Here is a 21,996-nt window from a genome sequence, read left to right as displayed (position 1 = left end):
ACGCTCGGCACGCGCCTTCCCTGGCGCGTGACGCTTTCCTCTTCTGACCCGGTTCCCTGTGCGTTGAGCTTCTTCGTTGCTGCCAGAACCACCCTGATACGGGTTTGCCAGCAGTTTGAAGCGGATAACCTGGTTATCCGCTTTTTTTTATTACTTCAGCGCGGTCAGCGCAGCGTCATAATCAGGCTCAGTGGTGATTTCATCAACCAGCTGGCTGTAGATCACTTTATCGTTCTCATCCAGCACAATCACGGCACGTGCGGTCAGACCTTCCAGCGCACCATCGGCAATTTCCACGCCATAATCATATTTAAACTCTGAGCCGCGCAGCGTCGACAACGTCACCACGTTGTTCAGGTTTTCTGCGCCACAGAAGCGCGACTGGGCAAACGGCAGATCGGCAGAGATGCATAACACCACGGTGTTATTCAGTTCGCTTGCAGCCTGATTGAACTTGCGCACCGATGAAGCACAGACACCGGTATCTACGCTCGGGAAAATGTTCAGAATTTTGCGTTTTCCTGCATACTCAGAGAGCGCGACGTTAACCAGGTTTTTCGCTACCAGCGTGAAAGCTTTGGCTTTATCGCCAGCCTGAGGAAACTGACCAGCAACCGGTACGGCGTTACCCTGAAAATGAACAGTCTGAGACATAGTGATTCCTTTTAATGATAAAAAAGATCTGACACAAAACGGCTAAAGATAGCCGTTGTTTATGACATAAATGTTAAGGGTTTACGAGTTCAATTGTGGAATTTAACGTGGCGGTCTGCCACTGCGTCGCACATTGTGGAGTGGAAATGAGAACGGTAAAAAGTTATCCCGAAGCCTGGCCGTTGCACACGCCGTTTGTCATTGCCCGTGGAACCCGGACTGAAGTCAAAGTGGTGGTGGTTGAAATTGAGGAAGACGGAGTAAAAGGCGTTGGCGAAGCGACGCCTTATGCGCGCTATGGTGAAAGCGAGGCGTCGGTGCTGGCGCAAATCGCCGCGCTGCTGCCCGCGCTGCAACAGGGCATGACGCGCGAGGCGTTACAACAGGCGCTGCCCGCCGGGGCGGCGCGCAACGCCATTGACAGCGCACTATGGGATCTCGCCTCACACCAGCAGCAGAGCAGCCTCTGGCAGCTTAGTGGCGTGACTGCACCGGAGGATGTGGTGACCGCGCAGACCGTCAGCATTGATACTCCCGAGGCGATGGCCAGCAGCGCGCTGGCGCTGTGGCAGCATGGGGCAACACTACTGAAGATTAAGCTGGATAATAATTTCATTACCGAACGGCTGATGGCGATTCGCGCCGCCGTGCCGGACGCGACCCTGATTGTGGATGCCAATGAATCCTGGCACGCCGAAGGGCTGGCGGCGCGCTGTCAGCTGCTGGCGGACATCAATGTGGCGATGCTGGAACAGCCCCTGCCAGCGGGTGAGGATGCGGCGCTGGAGAACTTTATCCATCCATTACCGATCTGCGCCGATGAGAGCTGTCACACCCGTGACAGCCTGGCGTCGCTGCGAGGCCGTTATGAGATGGTCAATATCAAGCTGGATAAAGCGGGCGGGCTGACCGAGGCGCTGGCGCTGGCCGATGCGGCTCAGCAGCAGGGGTTTGCGGTCATGCTCGGCTGCATGCTCTGCACCTCGCGGGCTATACGCGCCGCACTGCCGCTGGTGCCGCAGACTCGCTTTGCCGATCTCGACGGGCCGACCTGGCTGGCGGTGGATGCAGAACCGGCGATTAAAGTGCGCAACGGTCAACTGATCATTGCTGCCAGCGCAGCAGATTAACCATCATCTCCAGGTAGGTTTCAGTGGCTTCATCCACTGAAATCACCGGCATTTCAGCAGTGACGCAGGGCAGGCTGAGATCTTTACACCAGCTGCCGAATGAGCCTGGCGTGTCATAACCAACGCTGCTGACCCGCGGAAGGCCGGTGTGGCTGGCCAGCCAGCCACCAATCTCTGCCTGATGCGGGTCGTCAATACAGCCCAGCGGTTCATGCCATGAGACGATCCAGCGTGGTTTCAGCTGATGAATCAGCGCACAGAGCGCCTGGGTTTCCGGTTCAGAAGCCGGATGAGCCCCGGTCGAGAGCGCCACATCACGCTCATCGGCAGCGCTGTTCCAGCGATACACCGTCTCGCCTGACTGCCAGTTCGCCGCCGGAAAGTTGCGGTTGAGATCGACGCCGTTAGCGTTCGCGCGCAGTCCGAGCTGACAGCCATCAGGATTGACCGCTAACACCACGTGGTGCCGACGCATTCCATCAGGCAGCGTCCGTAATGCGGCGGAGAGGGTGGCGATGGCCGCATTCTCATCACCGTGAGTGCCTGCCAGAATCAACCCGCTCTCGGGATCGCCCAGCGGCGCCGGAAACCAGAGCAGCGGCGCACCCAGCACTGAGCGGCCATACTGCTGATAGGGGACGTCCAGTTTGCCGCGCAGGGGACGTGGATGGAGTGGCGACATAGTTATTTCCTCAAAGGGTTTTACTAAAAGTAGCGGAAAAGCCATGTGCGGAAAATAGCTATTTATCTGTCAGCCATTTGCGCTAAAGTGCCCTGCACAAGTTGCATCGGCAACAGACTGATGCAGCGCTTCTTTGGGGTAAAGGAGTGATAATGGTCAAGACCTTTCGCATGACGCTGGCAGCAATCAGCCTGAGCAGCATCATCACACCCGCCATCGCGGCGAATCCACCCGCTGGCGCACAGCTGGCTGAACAGCAGCAGATCGTTCGCCATATTAAAGATGAACCCGCTTCGCTCGATCCGCTTAAAGCGGTAGGACTGCCTGAAATTCAGGTGATACGCGATCTGTTTGAAGGGCTGACCAATCAGGATGCGCAGGGCAAAATCGTGCCGGGTGTTGCGCAGAGCTGGAGCAGCAGTGATAACAAAACCTGGGTCTTTACGCTGCGTAATAACGCGCGCTGGTCGAACGGTGATCCGGTCACGGCTCAGGATTTTGTCTACAGCTGGCAGCGCCTGGTCGATCCAAAAAACAGTTCAGCCTTTGCCTGGTTCGCGGGCTTAAGCGGTATTCAAAATGCGGCAGCGATAATCAAAGGCGAAATGACGCCCGACAAGCTGGGTGTGGTCGCCCAGAGTAAAAACCAGCTGAAGGTGACGCTGGATCGTCCGGTGCCGTGGTTCCCGGCGCTGGTGGCTAACGTGGCGCTTTTCCCGGTGCCGCAGAAAATTATTGCGCAACAGGGTGACAGCTGGACGTCACCCGGCAAACTGGTGGGCAATGGGGCCTATCAGCTCAGCGAACGCGTAGTGAACGAAAAAATCGTACTGACACGTAATCCTCACTACTGGGATGATGCCCATTCGGTGCTGACGAAAGTGACTTTCGTGCCGATTAATGAAGAGTCGAGCGCCACTAAACGTTATCGATCCAACGATATTGATATCACCGAATCCTTCCCGAAAAACATGTATGCGCTACTGAAGAAAACTCTGCCCGGAGAGGTCTACACACCTGACCAGTTAGGCACCTACTACTACGCGTTTAACACGCAGAAAGGGCCAACGGCCGATGTGCGGGTTCGCAAAGCGCTCTCCTGGTCTATCGACCGGAAAGTGATTGCTGAAAAAGTGCTGGGCACCGGTGAGAAACCGGCGTGGCACTTTACGCCAGATGTGACAGCAGGCTTTAAGCCACTGCCCACATTCATGCAACAGCACGATCAGAACAGCCTGAATGCACAGGCTAAATCGCTGCTCGCTGCTGCCGGTTACGGTCCCGGCAAGCCGCTGAAACTCAAACTGCTCTACAACACCTCTGAGAGCCACCAGAAGATTGCGATTGCTGTGGCCTCGATGTGGAAAAAGAACCTCGGTGTGGATGTCACGCTGGAGAACCAGGAGTGGAAAACCTATATCGACAGCCGTAACAGCGGAAACTTCGATGTGATCCGCGCCTCGTGGGTCGGTGACTACAATGAACCCTCCACTTTCCTGAATCTGCTGACGTCGGGCAACAGCAGCAACATCGCGCGCTTTAACAACGCGGATTATGATGCGGTTATCGCCAAAGCCAGCCGGGAGACCAGCGATCAGGTACGTAACAGCGATTACAACCGTGCCGAGCAGATCCTGGCTGAGCAGGCTCCGATCGCCCCCATCTATCAGTACACCAATGGCCGCCTGATTAAACCCTGGGTCAAAGGCTATCCCATCACTAACCCTGAAGATGTCGCCTACAGTCGCGAACTGTGGATTGAAAAGCACTGAGTGCAGGTGGCCGGTCAACCGGCCACCCTCTGACATCTTTCTACACAGCCCGGAGATTGCAACTCAACACCGTCACGCTAGACTGTATCGTATTGATTTTAGTAGTGAGGCGACGGTGTGGACGTAATCGAAGGAAAAGCGTTACAGGTTTCAGATGCCATAATTTCCTGCCAGCTGGATGGCAAGGGCGGGATGATCCCGATTGCTGAAGATGAAGTCATCCAGTGTGAGCAGCCCTGCTGGCTCCATCTGAACTATACCCACCGTAAGAGCGCGGAATGGCTGCAGTCGACGACACAAATCCCTGATGCCGTGCGAGACGCCTTAGCGGGCGACAGTATGCGTCCACGCGTCAGCCGGCTGGGCGACGGCTTTATGATCGTGCTGCGCAGCGTCAACCACAACAGCGATGCGCGTCGCGACCAGCTGGTGGTGATGCGGGTGTTTATCAACGATAAACTCATCGTCTCGACCCGGCGGCGTAAAGTTTCTGCCGTCGATGAAGTCCTCACGGATTTGCAGAATGGTAACGGCCCGATTGACTGCGGCAGCTGGCTGGTCGATATCTGTGATGCCCTGACCGATCACACCAGCGAGTTTATCGAAGATTTACATGACAAAATCATTGAGCTGGAAGATGCGCTGCTTGACCAGCGGATGCCGGCACGAGGCGAACTCGGCCTGCTGCGCAAACAGCTGATTGTGATGCGGCGGTATATGGCACCGCAGCGGGATGTCTATGCGCGGCTGGCCAGTGAAAAACTGGCCTGGATGGATGACACCGAACGGCGCCGGATGCAGGAAATCGCCGATCGGCTGGGACGCGGGCTGGATGATCTGGATGCGGGGGTGGCGCGTACCGCGATTCTGGCTGATGAGGTTGCTTCTGCGATGGCGGAGTCGATGAACCGACGTACCTACACCATGTCACTGATGGCGATGATTTTTCTGCCAGCCACCTTCCTGACCGGCCTGTTTGGCGTCAACCTGGGGGGTATTCCAGGCGGCGAATGGCGATACGGTTTCTCTATCTTCTGTCTGCTGCTGGTGGCACTGGCCGTCGGGGTAGCGGGATACCTGCGCAAGCGGCGCTGGCTCTAACGTTATGCGTAGCGTATCGGTTATCTGCGCTGAAAATCCCGTAAAGGACGCAAAAGCTGATCGACATCAAGAACCCATTGTCGCTGCTGACGCAAACTCTCTCCCGCAGGTGAATGCAACGTCAAGCGATGGGCGTTGCGCTCCATATTGTCTTACTTCCTAATTTAGAATTAATGCATAGCACATTTAATTCGAAACATGCCGGCCCGTGTGCCGGCTTTTTTTTTGCCCGCCTGGCTGTAACGCCGTTCCTTACCTAAGCTTAAACTCCATTCGCAACAAAAGGAGTACGGCATGAGCGCGATTCTTAACAGCGAGCCGATCCCCACGGATCCGATCCCGATTCCTGAGCCTATTCCTCAGCCACAACCCCAGCCTGATCCGCCGACAGATCCGGAATTTCCGCCGATAATGGATCCACCACCGCATCGCAACATATAAAAAAAGGGCGTGCTGCCAGCAGCACGCCCTTAACGCTTCCAGCACTTATTTAATCTGAATCACATCCAGACGCGCGCTGGTATCCGGGGCATCCTCTTCATCAGCCCGCCAGCCAACAGGCTGCAGCGGCAGAGATTCCCGGTCAAAGGCGAGATCCCCGCCGTCAACCACCGCATCGCCATGCTTAATGCCTTTAAAATCGAACAGGTTGATATCCGCCATATGTGACGGCACCACATTCTGCATCGCGCTGAACATGGTTTCGATACGGCCAGGATAGCGCTTATCCCAGTCTCGCAGCATATCGGCCACCACCTGACGCTGCAGGTTCGGCTGAGAACCGCAGAGGTTACACGGAATAATCGGGAACTGACGCGCTTCTGAGAAGCGGATGATATCTTTCTCGCGGCAGTAAGCCAGCGGACGGATCACAATCTGCTTGCCATCGTCGCTCATCAGCTTTGGCGGCATGCCTTTCATTTTTCCGCCGTAAAACATGTTCAGGAACAGCGTCTGCAGAATGTCATCGCGATGGTGGCCCAGCGCAATTTTAGTACAGCCCAGCTCAGTTGCGACGCGATAGAGAATGCCACGGCGCAGGCGCGAGCAGAGTGAGCAGGTGGTTTTGCCTTCCGGGATCTTATCTTTGACGATGGAGTAGGTATCTTCTTCGATAATCCGATACTCAACGCCCTGCGACTCAAGATATTCCGGCAGGATATGCTCAGGGAAGCCCGGCTGTTTCTGGTCGAGGTTAACGGCAATAAGACTGAAGTTGACCGGCGCACTTTTTTGCAGACTGCGCAAAATTTCCAGCATGGTGTAGCTGTCTTTGCCGCCCGACAGGCAGACCATGATGCGGTCGCCTTCTTCAATCATATTAAAATCTGCAATGGCTTCGCCGACGTTACGACGCAGACGTTTTTGCAGTTTATTGAGGTTGTACTGTTCTTTCTTGTCAACCGTTTGATTATCTTGCATTTTTACCTATCTCAAAATCCAGAAAGCGTAGCTAAAGGGCAAATTACCGTGCGCGTTCAGCCAGACACTTCACTGCGGTGTCACGAATATGCAGCGTATGGTACGGATTGTTGCCGCGAATGCCAGTACTGGAGTGAAGTAATCAGCGGATAGCCGCCCGGGGAATCCGGCAGAGACTACCCGTTAAGGGAGCAGCGACGTAAATCGATGCGGCGGTACTCAGTGAAAAAAGAGGGCAGGCCTTACCATGTCATTACTCAATAATTGCGGGCTGATGTGTCACGGATAGCGTTCAACTATACGATGTCAGCTGGCTGGCACATCTTTCCACTGGCAATCGATTTCATCATTGTGCGCAGAACAGGATGGCAGTAATGCCTGGTAAGCATCAGCCCGCGCATTCTCTTTTTTTGCCGCACAACCCGCAGTCATAAAAATGATTGAGATAATTAACAGAGATTTCATCAGAGCGACCCGTTAACAAAAAAAAAGAGCATGCACCGCTATTAATCAATCATGCATAAACGGAGTCCTGTTTATGCTTATCTGATTTGAAATTCTCCTTCGAATTGTTGCTATAAATTCGCAGGGAGTTAAATATCCTGATGCACTGTTAATTTCATTAACGCCTGAATCTGAAAAACGCTGCTGTTGAATATGCGTTGACACTGCCGGGTTATAATTGGGAATACGTAAGATGCACAGGCATCACTGTTTTTTTGTATCCCATTAAATCTGAATCGATTTTACTGGCACATATCGCCACGTCCAAAGCTGTTGCTTTTCAAAGCAGACGGGTGAAATTAAAGCCATTAAAGTGAATGTGAAAGTTAAAAAGGGCGGCTTTAATTTTTACACTCATAACTGTTTTTCCTGAGAGACCAGCTGTGACTTCATCGTTCCGCACATCATGGTAATGCGGGCAGCGTAACAAATCGTTAAATTGCTGGCTATATAGGTGAATAAGGACGGAGCAAACTTTAAATTCGATGAGACATCCGGTAAACACTCACGATATAAAAAATTATGGTGTCCGATTTATATTGACGCTGATACTCTTTTTACTCTGCTATGTTGCAGTCATGTATTGCGGCGTTTTGTTGCTGGTAAACCGACACGGATTACTGCATTTCCTGCTGCACTGAATTTATTATTGCTAGCCACAGGCTTTAAAAATCCAGCGATAAGCATGATGTAAAAAATGTCTGAGCACTTCCAGCAAACTTTCAGCGCCTTCCCCCACCAGACACTGTCCGGTCTCAAGCGCATTATTTACGGAATTACGATGATCCAGGATCATCATGATGGTCATAGCGCCAGCAATCAGCGTAAAGATAAGCATGCTCAGTACCGGCCAGCTACTTTTACTTGCGGATGCGGACAGGGCATCGTCAGGATGGTCAGAGTTTCGGCGCATTTTTCCCCGGATAAATTGTTACCTCAATAAACAATCACGGATTATGACATTAATTCCCGGCGGGCTCTATATCTCAGGTCAGGCTGCATGATTATGATAATAGATGAATCTGATGCAGAGGGCAGAAGGCAGTGCGTACCGATAACTCCCTTCTGCAACGTCCTGGCGCTGACCGGCCTGTGTTCAGCAGGAATGATCTTTATGGAAAGGAATTTACATCATCTCCAGCGACTGAACTCCTTTGATCTCCATGACCTTATCGTAGAGGTGAGCATCGTTTGATTTGCGGGACAGCGTCACCTGAACGCTGAGCTCACACAGACCACTCTCCTCATCCCGATTAATCACCGTCACATTGCCATAGCGAATGCCTTCCCGCTGCATGACCAGCAGCACCAGCGGCACACTTTTGGGCTTAAGAAAAACCAGCAGCGTATGATGTTTACCGATGAGAAAATGGCTCAGGCGGCGGAAGACCTCCAGCACCACCAGCGCCAGCACCGTGCCATAAATGCCGATCTCATACATGCCGCTGCCAATCACCAGACCAATCGCCGCAGTCACCCATAATCCCGCAGCCGTGGTTAAGCCTTTCACCACCTGCTTCTGAATCATAATGGTGCCCGCGCCAAGGAAACCCATGCCGCTGACCACCTGGGCCGCAATACGGCTGGGATCCAGTGCTACATGTTCGCTGTTGAGCATATCGGCGAAGCCATATTTCGATACCAGCATAAACATCGCACTGCCAATACCGACCAGAATATGGGTACGCAGTCCCGCTTCTTTGGCCCGCATCTGGCGCTCCATGCCGATCAGGCCGCCGAGAACACCGGCCAGGGCTATGCGAATTAACATATCCATTAACATGGCTTTACTCCGAATTAATAAGGGCCAAAAAAGAGTGGCAGTTCAGCGATAACAGGTAAACAAGATAATTCCGCTTGCAAATGACGCCGGAGAATTTTGTAAAAAGCTGTTTCACCTCTCGACCCGTTGTGCTGCCTGACATATGCTGAGCCAGCCTTTTCCCCCACTTCCCGGAGTCCGACTGATGAAATCAGCCACCTTTTTGCTGGCCGGTGCCGCGTTATTACTCTCTGCCTGCAGCAGCAACAGTGATGATAACGAGCCACCACAACAAGCCACCGCCGCCCACATCCAGCCACGGGTGGTGATGTCTTCCCTGGCAGAAAGCACCTGTTCGAACGCGGGCGGAACGCTGGCATTTTCGCATCAGCTGGATGGATCGAGAGTGGGGATGTGTCAGTTAGTGAATGGCCGTCGCTGTGATGAGCAGGCATTAATTGGCGGGAATTGCGCGCGCTGATGATCAGGCCGGATTGCTCCGGCCCGCATAGTCAGGCAGAGAGTCGGTTCGGGCAGTTTTCACCGCGGTCGAGCTGGCTGAGATTATTCAGTGTCGTTTCAGAAATAGCGGTCAGCGCTTCGGCGGTTAAAAACGCCTGATGGCCGGTGAACAACACGTTATGGCACGCCGACAGACGGCGGAACACATCGTCCTGAATCACATCATTCGACTTATCTTCAAAGAACAGATCGCGTTCATTCTCATAAACATCCATGCCGAGCGCGCCGATTTTCTGCTGTTTCAGCGCGTCAATCGCCGCCTGTGAATCAATCAGGCCACCACGACTGGTGTTGATAACCATCACCCCATCACGCATCTGTTTAAACGCGTCGGCGTTGAGCAGATGATGATTCTCCGGCGTTAGCGGACAGTGCAGCGTAATGACGTGGGATTCAGCAAACAGCGTCTTCAGATCAACATATTCCGCGCCCAGTTCCAGCGCCTGCTCACTCGGGTAGGGATCATACGCCAGCAGCCGCATACCAAAACCTTTCAGAATCCGCATCGTTGCGATACCGATTTTACCGGTACCGATAACACCCGTGGTTTTGTTATGCATGTTAAAACCGGTCAGGCCGTCGAGCGAAAAGTTTGCGTCACGGGTACGCTGATAAGCGCGATGAATACGGCGATTCAGGGTCATCATCAGGCCGATAGTATGTTCAGCGACCGCTTCCGGTGAGTAGGCCGGCACGCGCACCACCTCCAGACCCAGCTCTTTTGCAGCAGCCAGATCAACATTATTGAAACCGGCACAGCGCAGCGCGATGTATTTCACACCCAGCCCGGCCAGCTCTTCCAGCACCGGGCGGCTGCCGTCATCGTTTACAAAGATACAGACGGCATCGCAACCCACAGCGGTTTTAGCGGTGCTTTCAGAGAGTAAAAAGTCAAAAAACACCAGTTCAAAGCCGAACTGCTGATTGACCTGCTCAAGGTATTTCTGATCGTAATGTTTGGTGCTGTAAACCGCGATTTTCATCGTTGTGCTCCTGCAGAGGTGATAGAGCAAGGATAACGTTTTCTGACAGACTTTGCTGAAACAGCTGACTTGTGTCCGGCGCAGACCTTCACCTCTGGCAGATTACATGCCATCATCGTTGTCAGGATACTGTAAGGAAAAGGATTATGGCTTTTATGCCACGGATGTTCCGGCGACGGCTGGCCGCCATTCTGGCGCTGATTCTGCTGCTGCTCGGCCTGATCTTGACTGTAACGCAATGGCTGCCGCGGCTGGTCGGCATCTGGCTACCTGAAGATACCCGCATTGAGCTGTCGGGCGCACCGCGCTGGCGGGAGGGTGGCCTGTGGTTGCCACAACTTCGCTATCTCGCAGGGGATTGCTCCCTGGCAACGGTAAAGGCGGTATCACTGGGCTGGCATCAGTCGCGCTGGAAACTGAATGCGTCAGAGCTGACGCTGGATAGCACCTGCCTGCAAAAATTACCGGCCAGTGATGACAGCACGGCAGCCCCCAAAACGCTGGCCGAATGGCAGGCAATGCTGCCTGGCGCCGACGTTCATCTGGGCAAATTAATCGTTACGCCGTGGCAGACGTATGCGGGCGCGCTGGATCTGACGCTGGAAAAAGATCGCCAGCAACTCAGTTACCAGGGCGATAATCTGCAGCTGGCGGCAACGCTGACTGGTCAGCAGCTCGCTATCAGTCGCCTGACGCTCACCCATCCCGCACTTCCTGAACCCGTCACGCTGAGTGGTCATCTGGCGTTACCCACTTTTGCCACTGATCTGCCAGTGAATGGCGAGGTGACCGGACAGCTGGCGCTGGACGCGCTGCCGCATCCCCTGAAGCTGACGCTTAACTGGCAGCAGCAGCAGGGCGAGTTACGCGTGGCAATGGCCGAAGTGACCAGGCCGCTTCTCAGACTGCCGTGGCAGATCAGCCGCGATCAGATTCGGATTGAAAAGGGCGAATACTTCTGGCCGCTGGAGGCTCAGCCGCTATCAGGGTTTGTTAACCTGACGCTGGATAACTGGCAGTCTGGCCTTGAAAGTAGCCAGATTAGCGGTCGCGTTAACCTGCTGACCCAGGGACGCGGCGGCAAGGGTAACGTGGTGCTCGGCGTTGGTCCCGGCAACCTCAGCCTGACCAACAGCAACCTGCCGTTTCAGCTAACCGGCGAAAGCAAGCTGGCCGACCTGCAACTTTACGGCTCCATTCCGGGCGTGCTCAGCGGCTCGATCCTCGATCCTCAACTGGTGCTGCAACCTAAATCGCTGCTGCGCCTGCGGGGCCGGTTGCTGTCAACGCTGGAAGTGGACGAAGCGCGCTGGCCGCTGGCGGGCGTACGACTCTCCTCGCAGGGTATTGATGGCCGCCTGCAGGCCATTCTGAATGCGCACGATGCCAGTTTTGGCCGCTTCCGGTTGCATCTCGATGGCCGCGCCAATGATTTCTGGCCCGATAAGGGCGAATGGAACTGGCGCTACTGGGGAGGTGGCGAGATGCTGCCGCTGCAGGCGCGCTGGGATGTTAAAGGCACGGGCGGCTGGCACGACACCCTGATCCATCTGGATACCTTGTCCACCGGTTTTAATCAGCTGGCGTATGGCAGTGTCAACGTTGCAAAACCGCGTCTGACACTAACTAAACCGGTAAACTGGCAGCGTGATGCGGCGCATCCGGCGTTCAATGGGCATTTCCGCCTGCAGGCAGGAGAGACCCGCTTCAGCTATGGCGGACATCTGGCAGACTCCACGCTCGACTTTGAGGCTAAAGGTCGTGATCCCGGCTATTTTATCTGGCGAGGCAGTTTACAGGCGGGCAAGGTTGGCCCGCTGCGGGTTAACGGCCGCTGGGATGGCGAACGGCTGCGCGGCCAGGCCTGGTGGCCGGCACAGTCGCTGACGGTGTTTCAGCCGTTGCTCAGCCCCGACATGAAAATGCAGATCCAGGGCGGCCGTTTGCAGGCACAGGTCGCTTTTTCCGCCGCAAGTGAACAGGGTTTCCAGGCGGGAGGCCACTGGACGGTAAAACAGGGCAGCATCTGGACGCCTGACAGCCAGGTTAACGGTATCGACTTCTCGCTGCCGTTCAGATTCCATGAGCAGCAATGGCAGTTTGGTCAGCATGGCCCGGTATCACTGCGCATTGCCGAGGTTAAGAACCAGTTTGCGATGCAGAATATTCGCGCTGACCTGCAGGGTAACTGGCCGTGGTCCGAACAGGCGCCGCTGACGTTGCAGGAAGTCAGCCTTGATCTGCTGGGCGGACAAATTACGCTGCCCGCTTTGCGCATGCCGCAGCATGAGCCAGCCCGGGTGTCGCTGCGCAATATCAGCCTTAGCGAGCTGGTGACGGCGCTGAAACCTAAACAGTTTGCCATGTCGGGCAAGGTCAACGGTGAGCTGCCGCTGTGGCTCAATAATCCACACTGGCTGGTGGAGAAAGGGTGGATTGCCAACAGCGGTCCGCTGACCTTCCGGCTGGATAAAGATATGGCGGATGCGATTACCCGCAATAACGTGGCGACGGGCGCCGCGCTGGACTGGTTACGCTATATGGAAGTCTCCCGCAGCTGGGCCACGATCAATCTGGATAATCTTGGCGACCTCACCATGGAGGCGCAGGTGCAGGGCGTCAGCCAGTTCAGTAACCGTCGTCAGACGGTTAATCTCAACTATCATCATCAGGAAAACCTGTTTCAGCTCTGGCGCAGCCTGCGCTTTGGCGATAATTTGCAATCCTGGTTAGAGCAACATGCGAATTTGCCATCCAACAAGGACACTTCACCATGAGCCTGAGGGCATTACTGGTTCTGGCAGCCGGACTGCTGAGCATCGGCTGCGTGCCGCGCATTGAAGTCACGGCACCTAAAGATCCCATCACCATCAACATGAACGTGAAAATCGAACATGAGATCCACATCAAAGTCGATAAAGACGTGGAAGCGCTACTGAAAAACCAGAGCGGTCTGTTCTGAGGAGAGCAACGATGAAACGCATAAGCGCGGTGCTGTTCCTCGCCCTGACGATGGCGCAGCCTGCCTGGGCACTGACGCTGGATCAGGCGCGGCAATCGGGGCGGGCAGGTGAAACGCTCTCTGGCTATCTGGCGGCACGTGCGCAGGATAGTGAAACGCTGGCGCTGGTGCAGCGTATTAATGCCGGACGTCAGCAGGAGTATCAGCGACTGGCAGAACAGAATAATCTCTCCACGGCCGATGTCGCCAGTATTGCCGGACAGAAGCTGGTGAGCCGTGCGGCAGCGGGGGAATATGTGCGCGGCATTAACGGTCAGTGGCTGAGAAAAACGGCAGAGAGCAGTCAGTAACCGGCGAAAAAAACCGGGCGCATGGCCCGGTCTTTTACAGCGTCATCCTGAGATGAGTGAGACTTATGCCGTCACGATCTGCTTGATAGCGTCTTTCGCTTCAGCGGTCGCTTTGCTGGCCACTTCCGGACCGTAAGCGATGCCTTCAGCAAACACGAACTCAACGTCAGTGATGCCGATGAAGCCCAGGAACAGCTTGACGTAAGGGGTCAGCAGGTCAGTTGGGGTATCTTTATGAATGCCGCCACGGCTGGAGATAACGACTGCCGTTTTGCCTTTAACCAGACCTTCCGGGCCTGCTTCGGTGTAGCGGAACGTCACGCCAGCACGGGCAATCAGGTCGAAATAGTTTTTCAGCTGCGTCGGGATGTTGAAGTTGTACATTGGCGCGGCAATCACCACTTCATCATGAGCCTGCAGTTCTGCAATCAGTTCATCAGACAGGTCCAGAGCCTCCTGCTGACGAGGTGACAGCGGGGTATCAGAGGGACGCATTGCACCCACTAACTCGCCATCCAGTACCGGGATCGGGTTAGCCGCCAGGTCACGTACGGTAACCTCTTTACCCTGGGCCTTTGCCTGTTCGATGTAGAAGTCAGCGAGCTGGCTTGATTGTGAGTAGCCTGCAAGAATGCTTGATTTCAGAACTAAAACTTTGCTCATGGTGGTTTCCTGTCTGTTACGCGGAAGACTTTCCGCTCAATGGTTTACACTCTACGGTTATCGATGGCGCGGTGAAAGCGCAATATTTCGAGACCCATGTTCGAATTTATTGAATAAGCGTAACCGGGGCCAGCCGCCGGAACAGTTCAGAATGTGCTATGATGCGCGCAATTATTTTTTATTGAATCAGCTGGTTATCCCGGCTTGCAGGGCGCTGCTTCAGGCAGCGACACCGTCTGAGTAAGGTACGTCACTATTATGTCATCTCCCGATACTTCCCCACTGGCAGCGCTCTGGTCACGCCTCGACGGTGTAATGCTGCGCGATCGCCAGCGGTTACAGCGCCGTTTACAGGGTGCCAGAAAAGCTAAAAATCCCGAGGCACAGCAGGGCATTGCCAGCGAGCTTGAGCAGGACTTTATTGCAGCCGAACAGCGCGTGGCCCAGCGCCGTGCGGCCACGCCAGCCATTACCTTCCCGGACAATCTGCCGGTCAGTCAGAAGCAGCAGGATATTGCTGAGGCGATTCGCGATCACCAGGTAGTGATTGTCGCCGGTGAAACCGGCTCGGGCAAAACCACGCAGCTGCCGAAAATCTGTCTGGCGCTGGGACGTGGTGTGACGGGTCTGATTGGTCATACGCAGCCGCGCCGTCTGGCCGCGCGTACCGTGGCGAACCGCATTGCCGATGAGCTCAGCACTTCGCTGGGCGGCTGCGTCGGCTATAAAGTGCGGTTTAACGACCAGGTCAGCGACCTGACGCAGATTAAACTGATGACCGACGGGATTCTGCTGGCAGAGATCCAGCAGGATCGTCTGCTGATGCAATATGACACCATCATTATTGATGAAGCGCACGAACGCAGCCTGAATATCGATTTCCTGCTCGGTTATCTGCGAGAGCTGTTGCCGCGTCGGCCCGATCTGAAAGTGATTATCACTTCCGCCACCATCGATCCACAGCGTTTCTCGCGTCATTTCAATAATGCGCCGGTGATTGAAGTCTCAGGCCGGACCTATCCGGTTGAAGTGCGCTATCGGCCGGTGATCGAAGAGGCGGATGATGGCGATCGTGACCAGCTGCAGGCGATTTTTGATGCCGTAGATGAGCTGGGCCGCGAAAGTCGGGGCGATATCCTGATCTTCATGAGTGGTGAGCGTGAAATACGTGATACCGCCGACGCGCTGAACAAACGCGATCTGCCGCACACCGAAGTGCTGCCGCTCTATGCACGGCTGTCGAACGCCGAACAGAACCGGGTGTTTCAGTCGCACAGTGGCCGTCGTATCGTGCTGGCGACCAACGTCGCGGAAACCTCACTGACGGTGCCAGGGATTAAATATGTGATCGATCCCGGTACGGCGCGTATCAGTCGTTACAGTTTCCGCACCAAAGTGCAGCGCCTGCCGATTGAACCGATATCACAGGCGTCTGCCAACCAGCGTAAAGGGCGTTGCGGCCGCGTTTCAGACGGTATTTGTATCCGTCTCTACGCGGAAGATGACTTCCTGAGTCGTCCGGCCTTTACCGATCCTGAAATCCTGCGCACCAACCTGGCGTCAGTGATCCTGCAGATGACCTCGCTGGGCCTCGGCGATATCGCTGCCTTCCCGTTTGTGGAAGCGCCCGATAAGCGCAATATCCAGGATGGCGTCCGCCTGCTGGAAGAGCTGGGCGCGCTGACCCTGAACGAAGAGACCGGTCACTATAAGCTCACCGGTTCCGGGCGTCAGCTGGCGCAGTTGCCGGTGGATCCCCGCCTGGCGCGGATGGTGCTGGAAGCGCAGAAATTTGGCTGCGTGCGTGAAGTGATGATTATCACCGCTGGCCTGTCGATTCAGGACCCGCGTGAGCGTCCGGCAGATAAAAAACAGGCGTCCGATGAAAAGCACCGGCGCTTTGCCGACAAAGACTCCGACTTCCTCGCCTATGTGAACCTCTGGAACTATCTGGCGGAGCAGCAGAAAGCGCTGTCCGGGAATGTTTTCCGCCGCCAGTGCAAAAGCGATTTCCTTAACTATCTGCGCGTGCGGGAATGGCAGGATATCTACACCCAGCTGCGGCAGGTGGTGCGTGAACTCGGCATTCCGGTTAACAGTGAACCGGCTGAGCTGCAGCCCGTCCACTGCGCGCTGTTAAGTGGTCTGCTGTCGCATATCGGGCAGAAAGACACCGATAAGCAGGAGTATACCGGCGCGCGCAATACCCGCTTCGCGATCTTCCCTGGATCCGGGCTGTTTAAAAAGCCGCCGAAGTGGACCATGGTGGCGGAACTGGTCGAGACCAGCCGCCTGTGGGGCCGCACGGCAGGCCGTATTGAACCGGAGTGGATTGAGCCGCTGGCACAGCATCTGATCAAGCGCAGCTACAGTGAACCGCACTGGGAGAAATCGCAGGGCGCGGTGATGGCCAGCGAAAAAGTCACGCTCTATGGCCTGCCGATTGTCGCCGCCCGTAAAGTTAACTATGGCAGCATCGATCCCACCCTGAGCCGTGAACTGTTTATTCGTCACGCGCTGGTGGAGGGCGACTGGCAGACCCGACACGCCTTCTTCCGTGCAAACCAGAAGCTGCGCAGCGAAGTGGAAGATCTGGAACACAAATCCCGTCGTCGCGACATTCTGGTCGATGACGAAACGCTGTTTGCTTTTTATGACCAGCGCATTGGCAAAGAGGTGGTCTCGGCGAAGCATTTCGACAGCTGGTGGAAACTGGCCAGTCGCGAAAACGCAGAACTGCTGAATTTCGACAAGCAGATGCTGATCAAAGAGGGTGCGGATAAAGTCAGTCAGCTCGACTACCCCAACTTCTGGCATCAGGGCAACCTCAAACTGAAGCTGAGTTATCAGTTTGAGCCGGGCGCAGATGCGGATGGCGTGACGGTACATATTCCGCTGCCGCTGCTGAACCAGGTAGAGGATAGCGGTTTTGAGTGGCAGATCCCCGGTGTGCGCCGTGAACTGATCATCGCACTGATTAAGTCGCTGCCCAAGCCGCTGCGCCGTAACCTGGTGCCTGCGCCTAACTACGCCGAGGCGTTCTTAGGAAGAGTGAAAGCGATGGAGATGCCGCTGCCTGATGCGCTGGCGCGGGAATTTCGCCGCATGACCGGCGTCACGCTGGAGCGGGAAAACTGGCAGTGGGAACAGGTGCCCGATCATCTGAAAATGACGTTCCGGGTAGTCGACGAGCACAACCGTAAACTGCTGGAAGGTAAAGATCTTACGGCGCTTAAGGCACAGCTGAAAGACAAAGTGCAGGAAACGCTGTCGAAAGTGGCGGATGACGGGCTGGAGCAGAGCGGGCTGCATATCTGGAGTTTTGGCGATCTGCCACGCAGTTATGAACAGAAGCGCGGCAGCTACCAGGTTAAAGCCTGGCCTGCGCTGGTCGACGAAAAAGAGAGCGTCGCCATTCGTCTGTTTGACAGCGAGCAGGAGCAGCAAAAAATGATGTGGCGCGGTCAGCGTCGCCTGCTGCTGCTGAATGTGCCGTCACCGGTTAAATATCTGCACGAGAAGCTGCCGAACAAAGCCAAGCTCGGACTCTACTTTAATCCTTATGGCAAAGTGCTGGAGCTGATTGATGACTGCATCGCCTGTGGCATCGACAAGCTGATGGGGGAAGCGGGCGGACCGGCCTGGGATCAAACCTCTTTTGAGCAGTTGCGTGACAAAGTGCGCGGCGAACTCAATGAAACCGTGGTGACCATCGCGAAGCAGGTCGAGCAGATCCTGACGGCAGTCTTCAACATCAATAAGCGTCTGAAGGGCCGGGTCGATATGACCATGGCGCTGGCGTTATCTGACATCAAAGCGCAGTTAAGTGGTCTGGTTTATCGCGGCTTTGTCACCGGCAACGGCTGGCAGCGACTGGCCGATACGCTGCGTTATCTGCATGGGATTGAGCGCCGACTGGAAAAACTGCCTGCCGATCCGCACAGCGATCGTGCGCGGATGTTAAAAGTACAGGCAGTGGAACAGGCTTATCAGGCGTGGCGCAACAAGTTGCCGCCGCAGCGTCAGGATGATGAAGAGGTGCAGAGCATCCGCTGGATGATCGAAGAGCTGCGAATCAGTTATTTTGCTCAGCAGCTGGGTACGCCTTATCCCATCTCAGATAAGCGTATTCTGCAGATGATGGAGCAGATAGCGGGTTAAACGCAGGGATGCGCGCCGTAACCGGCGCGCATCCGATAATGAGGGTAAGAGTGCGGGCTACTGCGCCAGGGATTCCAGCTTATCTTTAAACGAGGTGACCGAAATCGCACGGTTATCAGCCAGGTAGCGATCTTTCGCTGCCGGTGCTGAGCTTTGTACCGCGATTAACTGCCAGCCTTTATCGCTGTTGAGCAGCAGTGGCGAACCACTGTCACCCGGCAGGGTGTCACACTGATGCGACAACACGGCGCGCTGCGCCCAGCCGGTGATCAGGCAATCGCTGTGAGAGTAAAGCGTGTCCAGATGATCAGCCGGATAGCCCGCCTGCGTCACTTTGCGTCCGGTCAGCTTCAGCGCCGCAGTGAGATCGCTGCGTGAGCCATCGAACAGCGGAATAGGCGTAATCGCTGAGGGCGGATTGCGTAAAATCACGATGCCGTAGTCATAGGGTGCTGCACTGCTCGGCACGATCCAGCCTTCACCGTCCGCTTTTAACTTTGACGCCAGCGAGGGTTCAACCCGCGCATCAATATCATGAAGCTCGTAGCGCCAGCCTTTATCGCTGGCCATAAATCGTAGCGCAACCGGCTTATCGAAATTACCCGGAGGGGCAAGCAGGCAGTGTCCGGCGGTCAGCGCCAGATGCGGAGAGATGAGCGTGGCAGTACAGAGGTTGCCGCTTTCGGTTTCCAGCTGACCAATGGCATCCCAGGGGGCAGCGGTAATATCGGTGATTGCCTGGCGATGATCCTTACCGAAAAACAGCATCTTAATTTCAGCAGGAGTAGGCGAGTCATCGTCATCATCGGCATGAACCGTGGTGGCAAAGCTGAGGAGTCCAACCATTAACAGGGTAGCCAGGCGCATAGAAATCTCAATGGCGAGAAAAAATTAACGTTATTGTTATTACGTAAGTACGGTAACTATAGTCGGTGAGCGTTGAAAAAGGGAGTTTTATTGGTTAATCAGTACGCTACAGCGGTTAAACAAAAAAGCTTGCTGCAACAATGCCACACAGGATCATCACCAGCAGAATAATTTCGAAGCGATAGCGACGCACCATATCATCCACTCCAGTAAAGAAACACCCGGCAGAACCGGGTGTTTTTAATCATCATCTCGTGGCCGTGCGCTGAAGGCGACCTTAGTTTTTAGCTGCTGGTTTCACAACTTTTTTGTGGTGAACTTTTTTAGCAGCCTGCGCTTTCTGTGCAGCTGGTTTAGCTACTTTTTTGTGGTGAACTTTTTTAGCAGCCTGGGCTTTCTGAGCGGCTGGCTGAGTGGCTTTTTTGTGGTGAACTTTTTTAGCGGCCTGGGCTTTCTGAGCAGCTGGTTTAGTGACTTTTTTGTGGTGAACTTTTTTAGCGGCCTGGGCTTTCTGTGCAGCAGGTTTAGCTACTTTTTTGTGGTGAACTTTTTTAGCCGCCTGCGCTTTCTGCGCGGCATCTTTTTTCACAGCTTTTTTGTGGTGTTTCTTAGCAGCCTGCGCTTTCTGAGCCGCTTTATGGTGTTTCTTGTGCGCAGTTTTGTGAACGGTTTTAGCCGGTGCTGCAGCGGTAGTAGTGGTTGTTGCGGCTGGCGCAGCAGCTGGAGCAGCTGTGGTGTCAGCAGCGAAAGCAACAGAAGACATACCCATAGCAGCGGCGACAACCAGTGCAAATAATTTTTTCATTGCAAATCCCTCGAAGACTATTTTTTCATGTGTAGCCCACTGCGGGGCCGGTGAAGAGACTATAGGGATATCAATGAACGGTGTCCGTGGGTGTTTGGTATCGGCGTGTAACCGATTGTACAAAGGCGGGAAAGGGCGGTCAGCTGACCGCCCGAGAGCTTAGCTTTTCAGGTAACGTTGTTCAAGGTGCTGGCGGAAGAAAGCCGGATTCAGCGCTTCGCCGGTGGCGTTGATCAGCAGCTGGTCGGTGGAGAAACGGCTGCCGTGCTGCCAGATGTTCTGTTGCAGCCAGTCGAATACCGGCTGCAGCTCACCGTGCTGAATCAGCTCGCTGAGCTGAGGAATCGCAAGATGTACCGAGCGGAACAGCTGTGCGGCGTACATCGCGCCCAGCGTATAGGTCGGGAAGTAGCCAAAAGCGCCGTCGGTCCAGTGGATATCCTGCATACAACCATCGCGGTAGTTACCCCGGGTATCCAGACCCAGCGACTGCATCATTTTCTCATCCCACAGCGCCGGAATATCCTCAACCTCAATCTCGCCTTCAATCAGCGCCTGTTCGATTTCATAACGCAGAATGACATGCGCCGGATAGCTGAGCTCATCGGCATCAACCCGGATCAGGCCAGGCTTAACCTGCTGGGTCAGGCGCACAAAATTATCCGCCTGCAGGGCAGGCTGATCGCCAAAGGTGGCGATCACCTGCGGCAGAATGCGCTGCAGGAATTCGCGGCTGCGACCGAGCTGCATCTCCATAAACAGGCTTTGTGATTCGTGGATAGCGGTGGAGCGCGCCAGCGCCACCGGCTGGCCGCGCCACTGCTGCGGCAGATTTTGCTCATAGCGGGCGTGGCCGGTTTCGTGGATCACGCCCATCAGGGCACTGAGAAACTCATTCTCGTTGTAACGGGTGGTAATGCGCACATCTTCCGGCACGCCACCGCAGAAGGGATGCGCACTGATATCCAGACGGCCATGGTTGAAGTCGAAACCCAGCGTTTCCATGATGCTCAGGCCGAGCTGACGCTGAGCAGGCAGGGCGAACGGCCCCTGCGGCGTGACAACAGTTTGCTGCGCCTGTTTTTCCACGACCTGCTGTAACAGATCGGGCAGCCAGGTTTTCAGTTCGCCAAAGGTTTCATCCAGCCGGGCGCGGGTCATCCCCGGTTCATAAAGATCCAGCAGCGCATCGTAACGCGAGCAGCCAGTGGCGTCGGCGCGGCGCTGGGCCTCTTCGCGGCTCAGACGCACCACCTCTTTAAGATTGGCGGCGAAGCCCTGCCAGTCGTTGGCGGGACGCTGAGTGCGCCATGCATGTTCACATACCGAACCGGCGATTGATTTGGCTTCAACAAAATCATCAGGCAGCAGGGTGGCCTGCTGGTAAGCGCGCTGCATCTCGTTGAGATTGGCCCGCTCAACATCGTTGAGTGACTGCTGCTCTGCGGCCCTGAGCCACTCACCAACCTGAGGGGCAGTGAGGATCTGGTGCTGCAACACGCTCATTTCGGCCAGCGCTTCACCACGCGCCTGACTGCCGCCCGGCGGCATGGTGGTTTGCATGTCACATCCGGCGATGGCCGTGACGTGGCTGAAACGGGAAAGGCGCTGGAACGTCTTGGTAAGTTGTTGATACGCTGAGGTCACGTAAGACTC

General features: G+C 55.2%; 21 protein-coding genes. 9 read left to right on the top strand and 12 right to left on the bottom strand.

Annotation, left to right across the window (positions count from 1 at the left end; genetic code table 11):
• Positions 1 to 150 precede the first annotated feature (150 nt).
• Complete coding sequence (gene tpx, locus PAG01S_RS03585; RefSeq protein ID WP_010244619.1) at positions 151 to 654, bottom strand: thiol peroxidase; 504 nt, start codon at positions 652 to 654, stop codon at positions 151 to 153.
• Between the two features lie 146 nt (positions 655 to 800).
• On the opposite strand from tpx, the gene ycjG reads away from it, so the two are divergent.
• Positions 801 to 1,784: an L-Ala-D/L-Glu epimerase gene (gene ycjG / locus PAG01S_RS03580; RefSeq protein WP_062757722.1), complete on the top strand. Its 984-nt coding sequence runs from the start codon at positions 801 to 803 to the stop codon at positions 1,782 to 1,784.
• Here ycjG and mpaA read toward each other — a convergent pair.
• A complete protein-coding gene (mpaA, locus tag PAG01S_RS03575; RefSeq protein ID WP_010670220.1) occupies positions 1,759 to 2,466 on the bottom strand; it encodes a murein tripeptide amidase MpaA in 708 nt (235 codons plus the stop codon). The genes ycjG and mpaA overlap by 26 nt on opposite strands.
• A gap of 152 nt (positions 2,467 to 2,618) precedes the next feature.
• Here mpaA and PAG01S_RS03570 point away from each other — a divergent pair, with 152 nt between their 5' ends.
• The 3 genes from PAG01S_RS03570 (at position 2,619) to ynaL (ending at position 5,780) form a co-directional block, all read left to right on the top strand.
• A complete protein-coding gene (locus PAG01S_RS03570; protein ID WP_062757721.1) occupies positions 2,619 to 4,238 on the top strand; it encodes a peptide ABC transporter substrate-binding protein in 1,620 nt (539 codons plus the stop codon).
• 117 nt (positions 4,239 to 4,355) lie between these two features.
• A complete protein-coding gene (gene zntB, locus PAG01S_RS03565; protein WP_010244630.1) occupies positions 4,356 to 5,339 on the top strand; it encodes a zinc transporter ZntB in 984 nt (327 codons plus the stop codon).
• Between the two features lie 294 nt (positions 5,340 to 5,633).
• The gene (gene ynaL, locus PAG01S_RS22795; RefSeq protein ID WP_010244632.1) at positions 5,634 to 5,780 is read left to right on the top strand and encodes a proline-rich small protein YnaL; all 147 of its coding nucleotides are present in this window, start codon (positions 5,634 to 5,636) and stop codon (positions 5,778 to 5,780) included.
• Positions 5,781 to 5,825: 45 nt separating this feature from the next.
• On the opposite strand, the gene ttcA is transcribed toward ynaL, so the two are convergent.
• From ttcA to PAG01S_RS03550, 4 genes are all read right to left on the bottom strand, one after another.
• Positions 5,826 to 6,761 (bottom strand): tRNA 2-thiocytidine(32) synthetase TtcA, encoded by a 936-nt coding sequence (ttcA, locus tag PAG01S_RS03560; protein WP_039386354.1) that lies wholly within the window; start codon positions 6,759 to 6,761, stop codon positions 5,826 to 5,828.
• Positions 6,762 to 7,067: 306 nt separating this feature from the next.
• Positions 7,068 to 7,226, bottom strand: coding sequence for a hypothetical protein (locus PAG01S_RS22385; RefSeq protein WP_169803011.1), 159 nt, complete (start codon positions 7,224 to 7,226; stop codon positions 7,068 to 7,070).
• 691 nt (positions 7,227 to 7,917) lie between these two features.
• The gene (locus tag PAG01S_RS03555) at positions 7,918 to 8,178 is read right to left on the bottom strand and encodes a hypothetical protein (RefSeq protein ID WP_062757719.1); all 261 of its coding nucleotides are present in this window, start codon (positions 8,176 to 8,178) and stop codon (positions 7,918 to 7,920) included.
• A 213-nt stretch (positions 8,179 to 8,391) separates the two neighbouring features.
• Entirely contained in the window at positions 8,392 to 9,048 is a 657-nt protein-coding gene (locus PAG01S_RS03550) for an MgtC/SapB family protein (protein WP_062757717.1), read from the bottom strand.
• Between the two features lie 184 nt (positions 9,049 to 9,232).
• Between PAG01S_RS03550 and PAG01S_RS03545 the strand changes: the two genes are divergently transcribed.
• Positions 9,233 to 9,508, top strand: coding sequence for a putative hemolysin (locus PAG01S_RS03545; protein ID WP_062757715.1), 276 nt, complete (start codon positions 9,233 to 9,235; stop codon positions 9,506 to 9,508).
• A gap of 31 nt (positions 9,509 to 9,539) precedes the next feature.
• Here the strand turns inward: PAG01S_RS03545 and PAG01S_RS03540 are convergent, their stop codons facing one another.
• The gene (locus PAG01S_RS03540; RefSeq protein ID WP_062757713.1) at positions 9,540 to 10,532 is read right to left on the bottom strand and encodes a 2-hydroxyacid dehydrogenase; all 993 of its coding nucleotides are present in this window, start codon (positions 10,530 to 10,532) and stop codon (positions 9,540 to 9,542) included.
• 146 nt (positions 10,533 to 10,678) lie between these two features.
• On the opposite strand from PAG01S_RS03540, the gene PAG01S_RS03535 reads away from it, so the two are divergent.
• The 3 genes from PAG01S_RS03535 to PAG01S_RS03525 are packed head-to-tail and all read left to right on the top strand — an operon-like array spanning position 10,679 to position 13,844.
• Positions 10,679 to 13,309, top strand: a complete 2,631-nt coding sequence (locus PAG01S_RS03535; RefSeq protein WP_062757711.1) for a YdbH family protein — start codon at positions 10,679 to 10,681, stop codon at positions 13,307 to 13,309.
• Positions 13,306 to 13,494 (top strand): YnbE family lipoprotein, encoded by a 189-nt coding sequence (locus PAG01S_RS03530; protein WP_009090058.1) that lies wholly within the window; start codon positions 13,306 to 13,308, stop codon positions 13,492 to 13,494. The genes PAG01S_RS03535 and PAG01S_RS03530 overlap by 4 nt, the downstream gene beginning before the upstream one ends.
• 11 nt (positions 13,495 to 13,505) lie before the next feature.
• Positions 13,506 to 13,844, top strand: a complete 339-nt coding sequence (locus PAG01S_RS03525) for a YdbL family probable chaperone protein (protein ID WP_010244649.1) — start codon at positions 13,506 to 13,508, stop codon at positions 13,842 to 13,844.
• A 63-nt stretch (positions 13,845 to 13,907) separates the two neighbouring features.
• On the opposite strand, the gene azoR is transcribed toward PAG01S_RS03525, so the two are convergent.
• Positions 13,908 to 14,507, bottom strand: coding sequence for an FMN-dependent NADH-azoreductase (gene azoR / locus PAG01S_RS03520; RefSeq protein WP_010244651.1), 600 nt, complete (start codon positions 14,505 to 14,507; stop codon positions 13,908 to 13,910).
• 258 nt (positions 14,508 to 14,765) lie between these two features.
• Here azoR and hrpA point away from each other — a divergent pair, with 258 nt between their 5' ends.
• Positions 14,766 to 18,668, top strand: a complete 3,903-nt coding sequence (gene hrpA, locus PAG01S_RS03515; RefSeq protein ID WP_062757709.1) for an ATP-dependent RNA helicase HrpA — start codon at positions 14,766 to 14,768, stop codon at positions 18,666 to 18,668.
• A gap of 57 nt (positions 18,669 to 18,725) precedes the next feature.
• Here hrpA and PAG01S_RS03510 read toward each other — a convergent pair whose 3' ends face one another.
• The 4 genes from PAG01S_RS03510 to PAG01S_RS03500 all read right to left on the bottom strand — a co-directional run bounded on the left by PAG01S_RS03510 (position 18,726) and on the right by PAG01S_RS03500 (position 21,987).
• Positions 18,726 to 19,535 carry a trypsin-like serine peptidase gene (locus PAG01S_RS03510; protein WP_062757708.1) on the bottom strand — a complete coding sequence of 270 codons (810 nt, stop codon included), beginning with the start codon at positions 19,533 to 19,535 and terminating at the stop codon, positions 18,726 to 18,728.
• A gap of 115 nt (positions 19,536 to 19,650) precedes the next feature.
• Positions 19,651 to 19,731: a small membrane protein YdgU gene (gene ydgU / locus PAG01S_RS22790; protein ID WP_010244657.1), complete on the bottom strand. Its 81-nt coding sequence runs from the start codon at positions 19,729 to 19,731 to the stop codon at positions 19,651 to 19,653.
• 81 nt (positions 19,732 to 19,812) lie between these two features.
• The gene (gene asr / locus PAG01S_RS21475) at positions 19,813 to 20,340 is read right to left on the bottom strand and encodes an acid resistance repetitive basic protein Asr (RefSeq protein WP_071785070.1); all 528 of its coding nucleotides are present in this window, start codon (positions 20,338 to 20,340) and stop codon (positions 19,813 to 19,815) included.
• 159 nt (positions 20,341 to 20,499) lie between these two features.
• Positions 20,500 to 21,987 carry a carboxypeptidase M32 gene (locus PAG01S_RS03500; protein ID WP_062757706.1) on the bottom strand — a complete coding sequence of 496 codons (1,488 nt, stop codon included), beginning with the start codon at positions 21,985 to 21,987 and terminating at the stop codon, positions 20,500 to 20,502.
• Positions 21,988 to 21,996: the final 9 nt, after the last annotated feature.

Origin of the sequence: Pantoea agglomerans NBRC 102470 (assembly GCF_001598475.1) — a bacterium.
GTDB classification, from domain to species: Bacteria; Pseudomonadota; Gammaproteobacteria; order Enterobacterales; family Enterobacteriaceae; genus Pantoea; species Pantoea agglomerans.
The sequence above is the reverse complement of the archived record's forward strand: the minus strand, read 5'-3'. Positions and strand labels throughout refer to the sequence as shown.

Coding starts and splice junctions, on each gene's coding strand:
- PAG01S_RS03570 (WP_062757721.1), top strand. CDS start 2,619: ATGGTCAAGACCTTTCGCATGACGCTGGCAGCAATCAGCCTGAGCAGC.
- PAG01S_RS03545 (WP_062757715.1), top strand. CDS start 9,233: ATGAAATCAGCCACCTTTTTGCTGGCCGGTGCCGCGTTATTACTCTCT.
- hrpA (WP_062757709.1), top strand. CDS start 14,766: ATGTCATCTCCCGATACTTCCCCACTGGCAGCGCTCTGGTCACGCCTC.
- PAG01S_RS03550 (WP_062757717.1), bottom strand. CDS start 9,048: ATGTTAATGGATATGTTAATTCGCATAGCCCTGGCCGGTGTTCTCGGC.
- ydgU (WP_010244657.1), bottom strand. CDS start 19,731: ATGGTGCGTCGCTATCGCTTCGAAATTATTCTGCTGGTGATGATCCTG.
- PAG01S_RS22385 (WP_169803011.1), bottom strand. CDS start 7,226: ATGAAATCTCTGTTAATTATCTCAATCATTTTTATGACTGCGGGTTGT.
- asr (WP_071785070.1), bottom strand. CDS start 20,340: ATGAAAAAATTATTTGCACTGGTTGTCGCCGCTGCTATGGGTATGTCT.
- ttcA (WP_039386354.1), bottom strand. CDS start 6,761: ATGCAAGATAATCAAACGGTTGACAAGAAAGAACAGTACAACCTCAAT.
- PAG01S_RS03525 (WP_010244649.1), top strand. CDS start 13,506: ATGAAACGCATAAGCGCGGTGCTGTTCCTCGCCCTGACGATGGCGCAG.
- PAG01S_RS03510 (WP_062757708.1), bottom strand. CDS start 19,535: ATGCGCCTGGCTACCCTGTTAATGGTTGGACTCCTCAGCTTTGCCACC.
- PAG01S_RS03535 (WP_062757711.1), top strand. CDS start 10,679: ATGGCTTTTATGCCACGGATGTTCCGGCGACGGCTGGCCGCCATTCTG.
- PAG01S_RS03540 (WP_062757713.1), bottom strand. CDS start 10,532: ATGAAAATCGCGGTTTACAGCACCAAACATTACGATCAGAAATACCTT.
- azoR (WP_010244651.1), bottom strand. CDS start 14,507: ATGAGCAAAGTTTTAGTTCTGAAATCAAGCATTCTTGCAGGCTACTCA.
- PAG01S_RS03530 (WP_009090058.1), top strand. CDS start 13,306: ATGAGCCTGAGGGCATTACTGGTTCTGGCAGCCGGACTGCTGAGCATC.
- tpx (WP_010244619.1), bottom strand. CDS start 654: ATGTCTCAGACTGTTCATTTTCAGGGTAACGCCGTACCGGTTGCTGGT.
- mpaA (WP_010670220.1), bottom strand. CDS start 2,466: ATGTCGCCACTCCATCCACGTCCCCTGCGCGGCAAACTGGACGTCCCC.
- PAG01S_RS03555 (WP_062757719.1), bottom strand. CDS start 8,178: ATGCGCCGAAACTCTGACCATCCTGACGATGCCCTGTCCGCATCCGCA.
- ynaL (WP_010244632.1), top strand. CDS start 5,634: ATGAGCGCGATTCTTAACAGCGAGCCGATCCCCACGGATCCGATCCCG.
- ycjG (WP_062757722.1), top strand. CDS start 801: ATGAGAACGGTAAAAAGTTATCCCGAAGCCTGGCCGTTGCACACGCCG.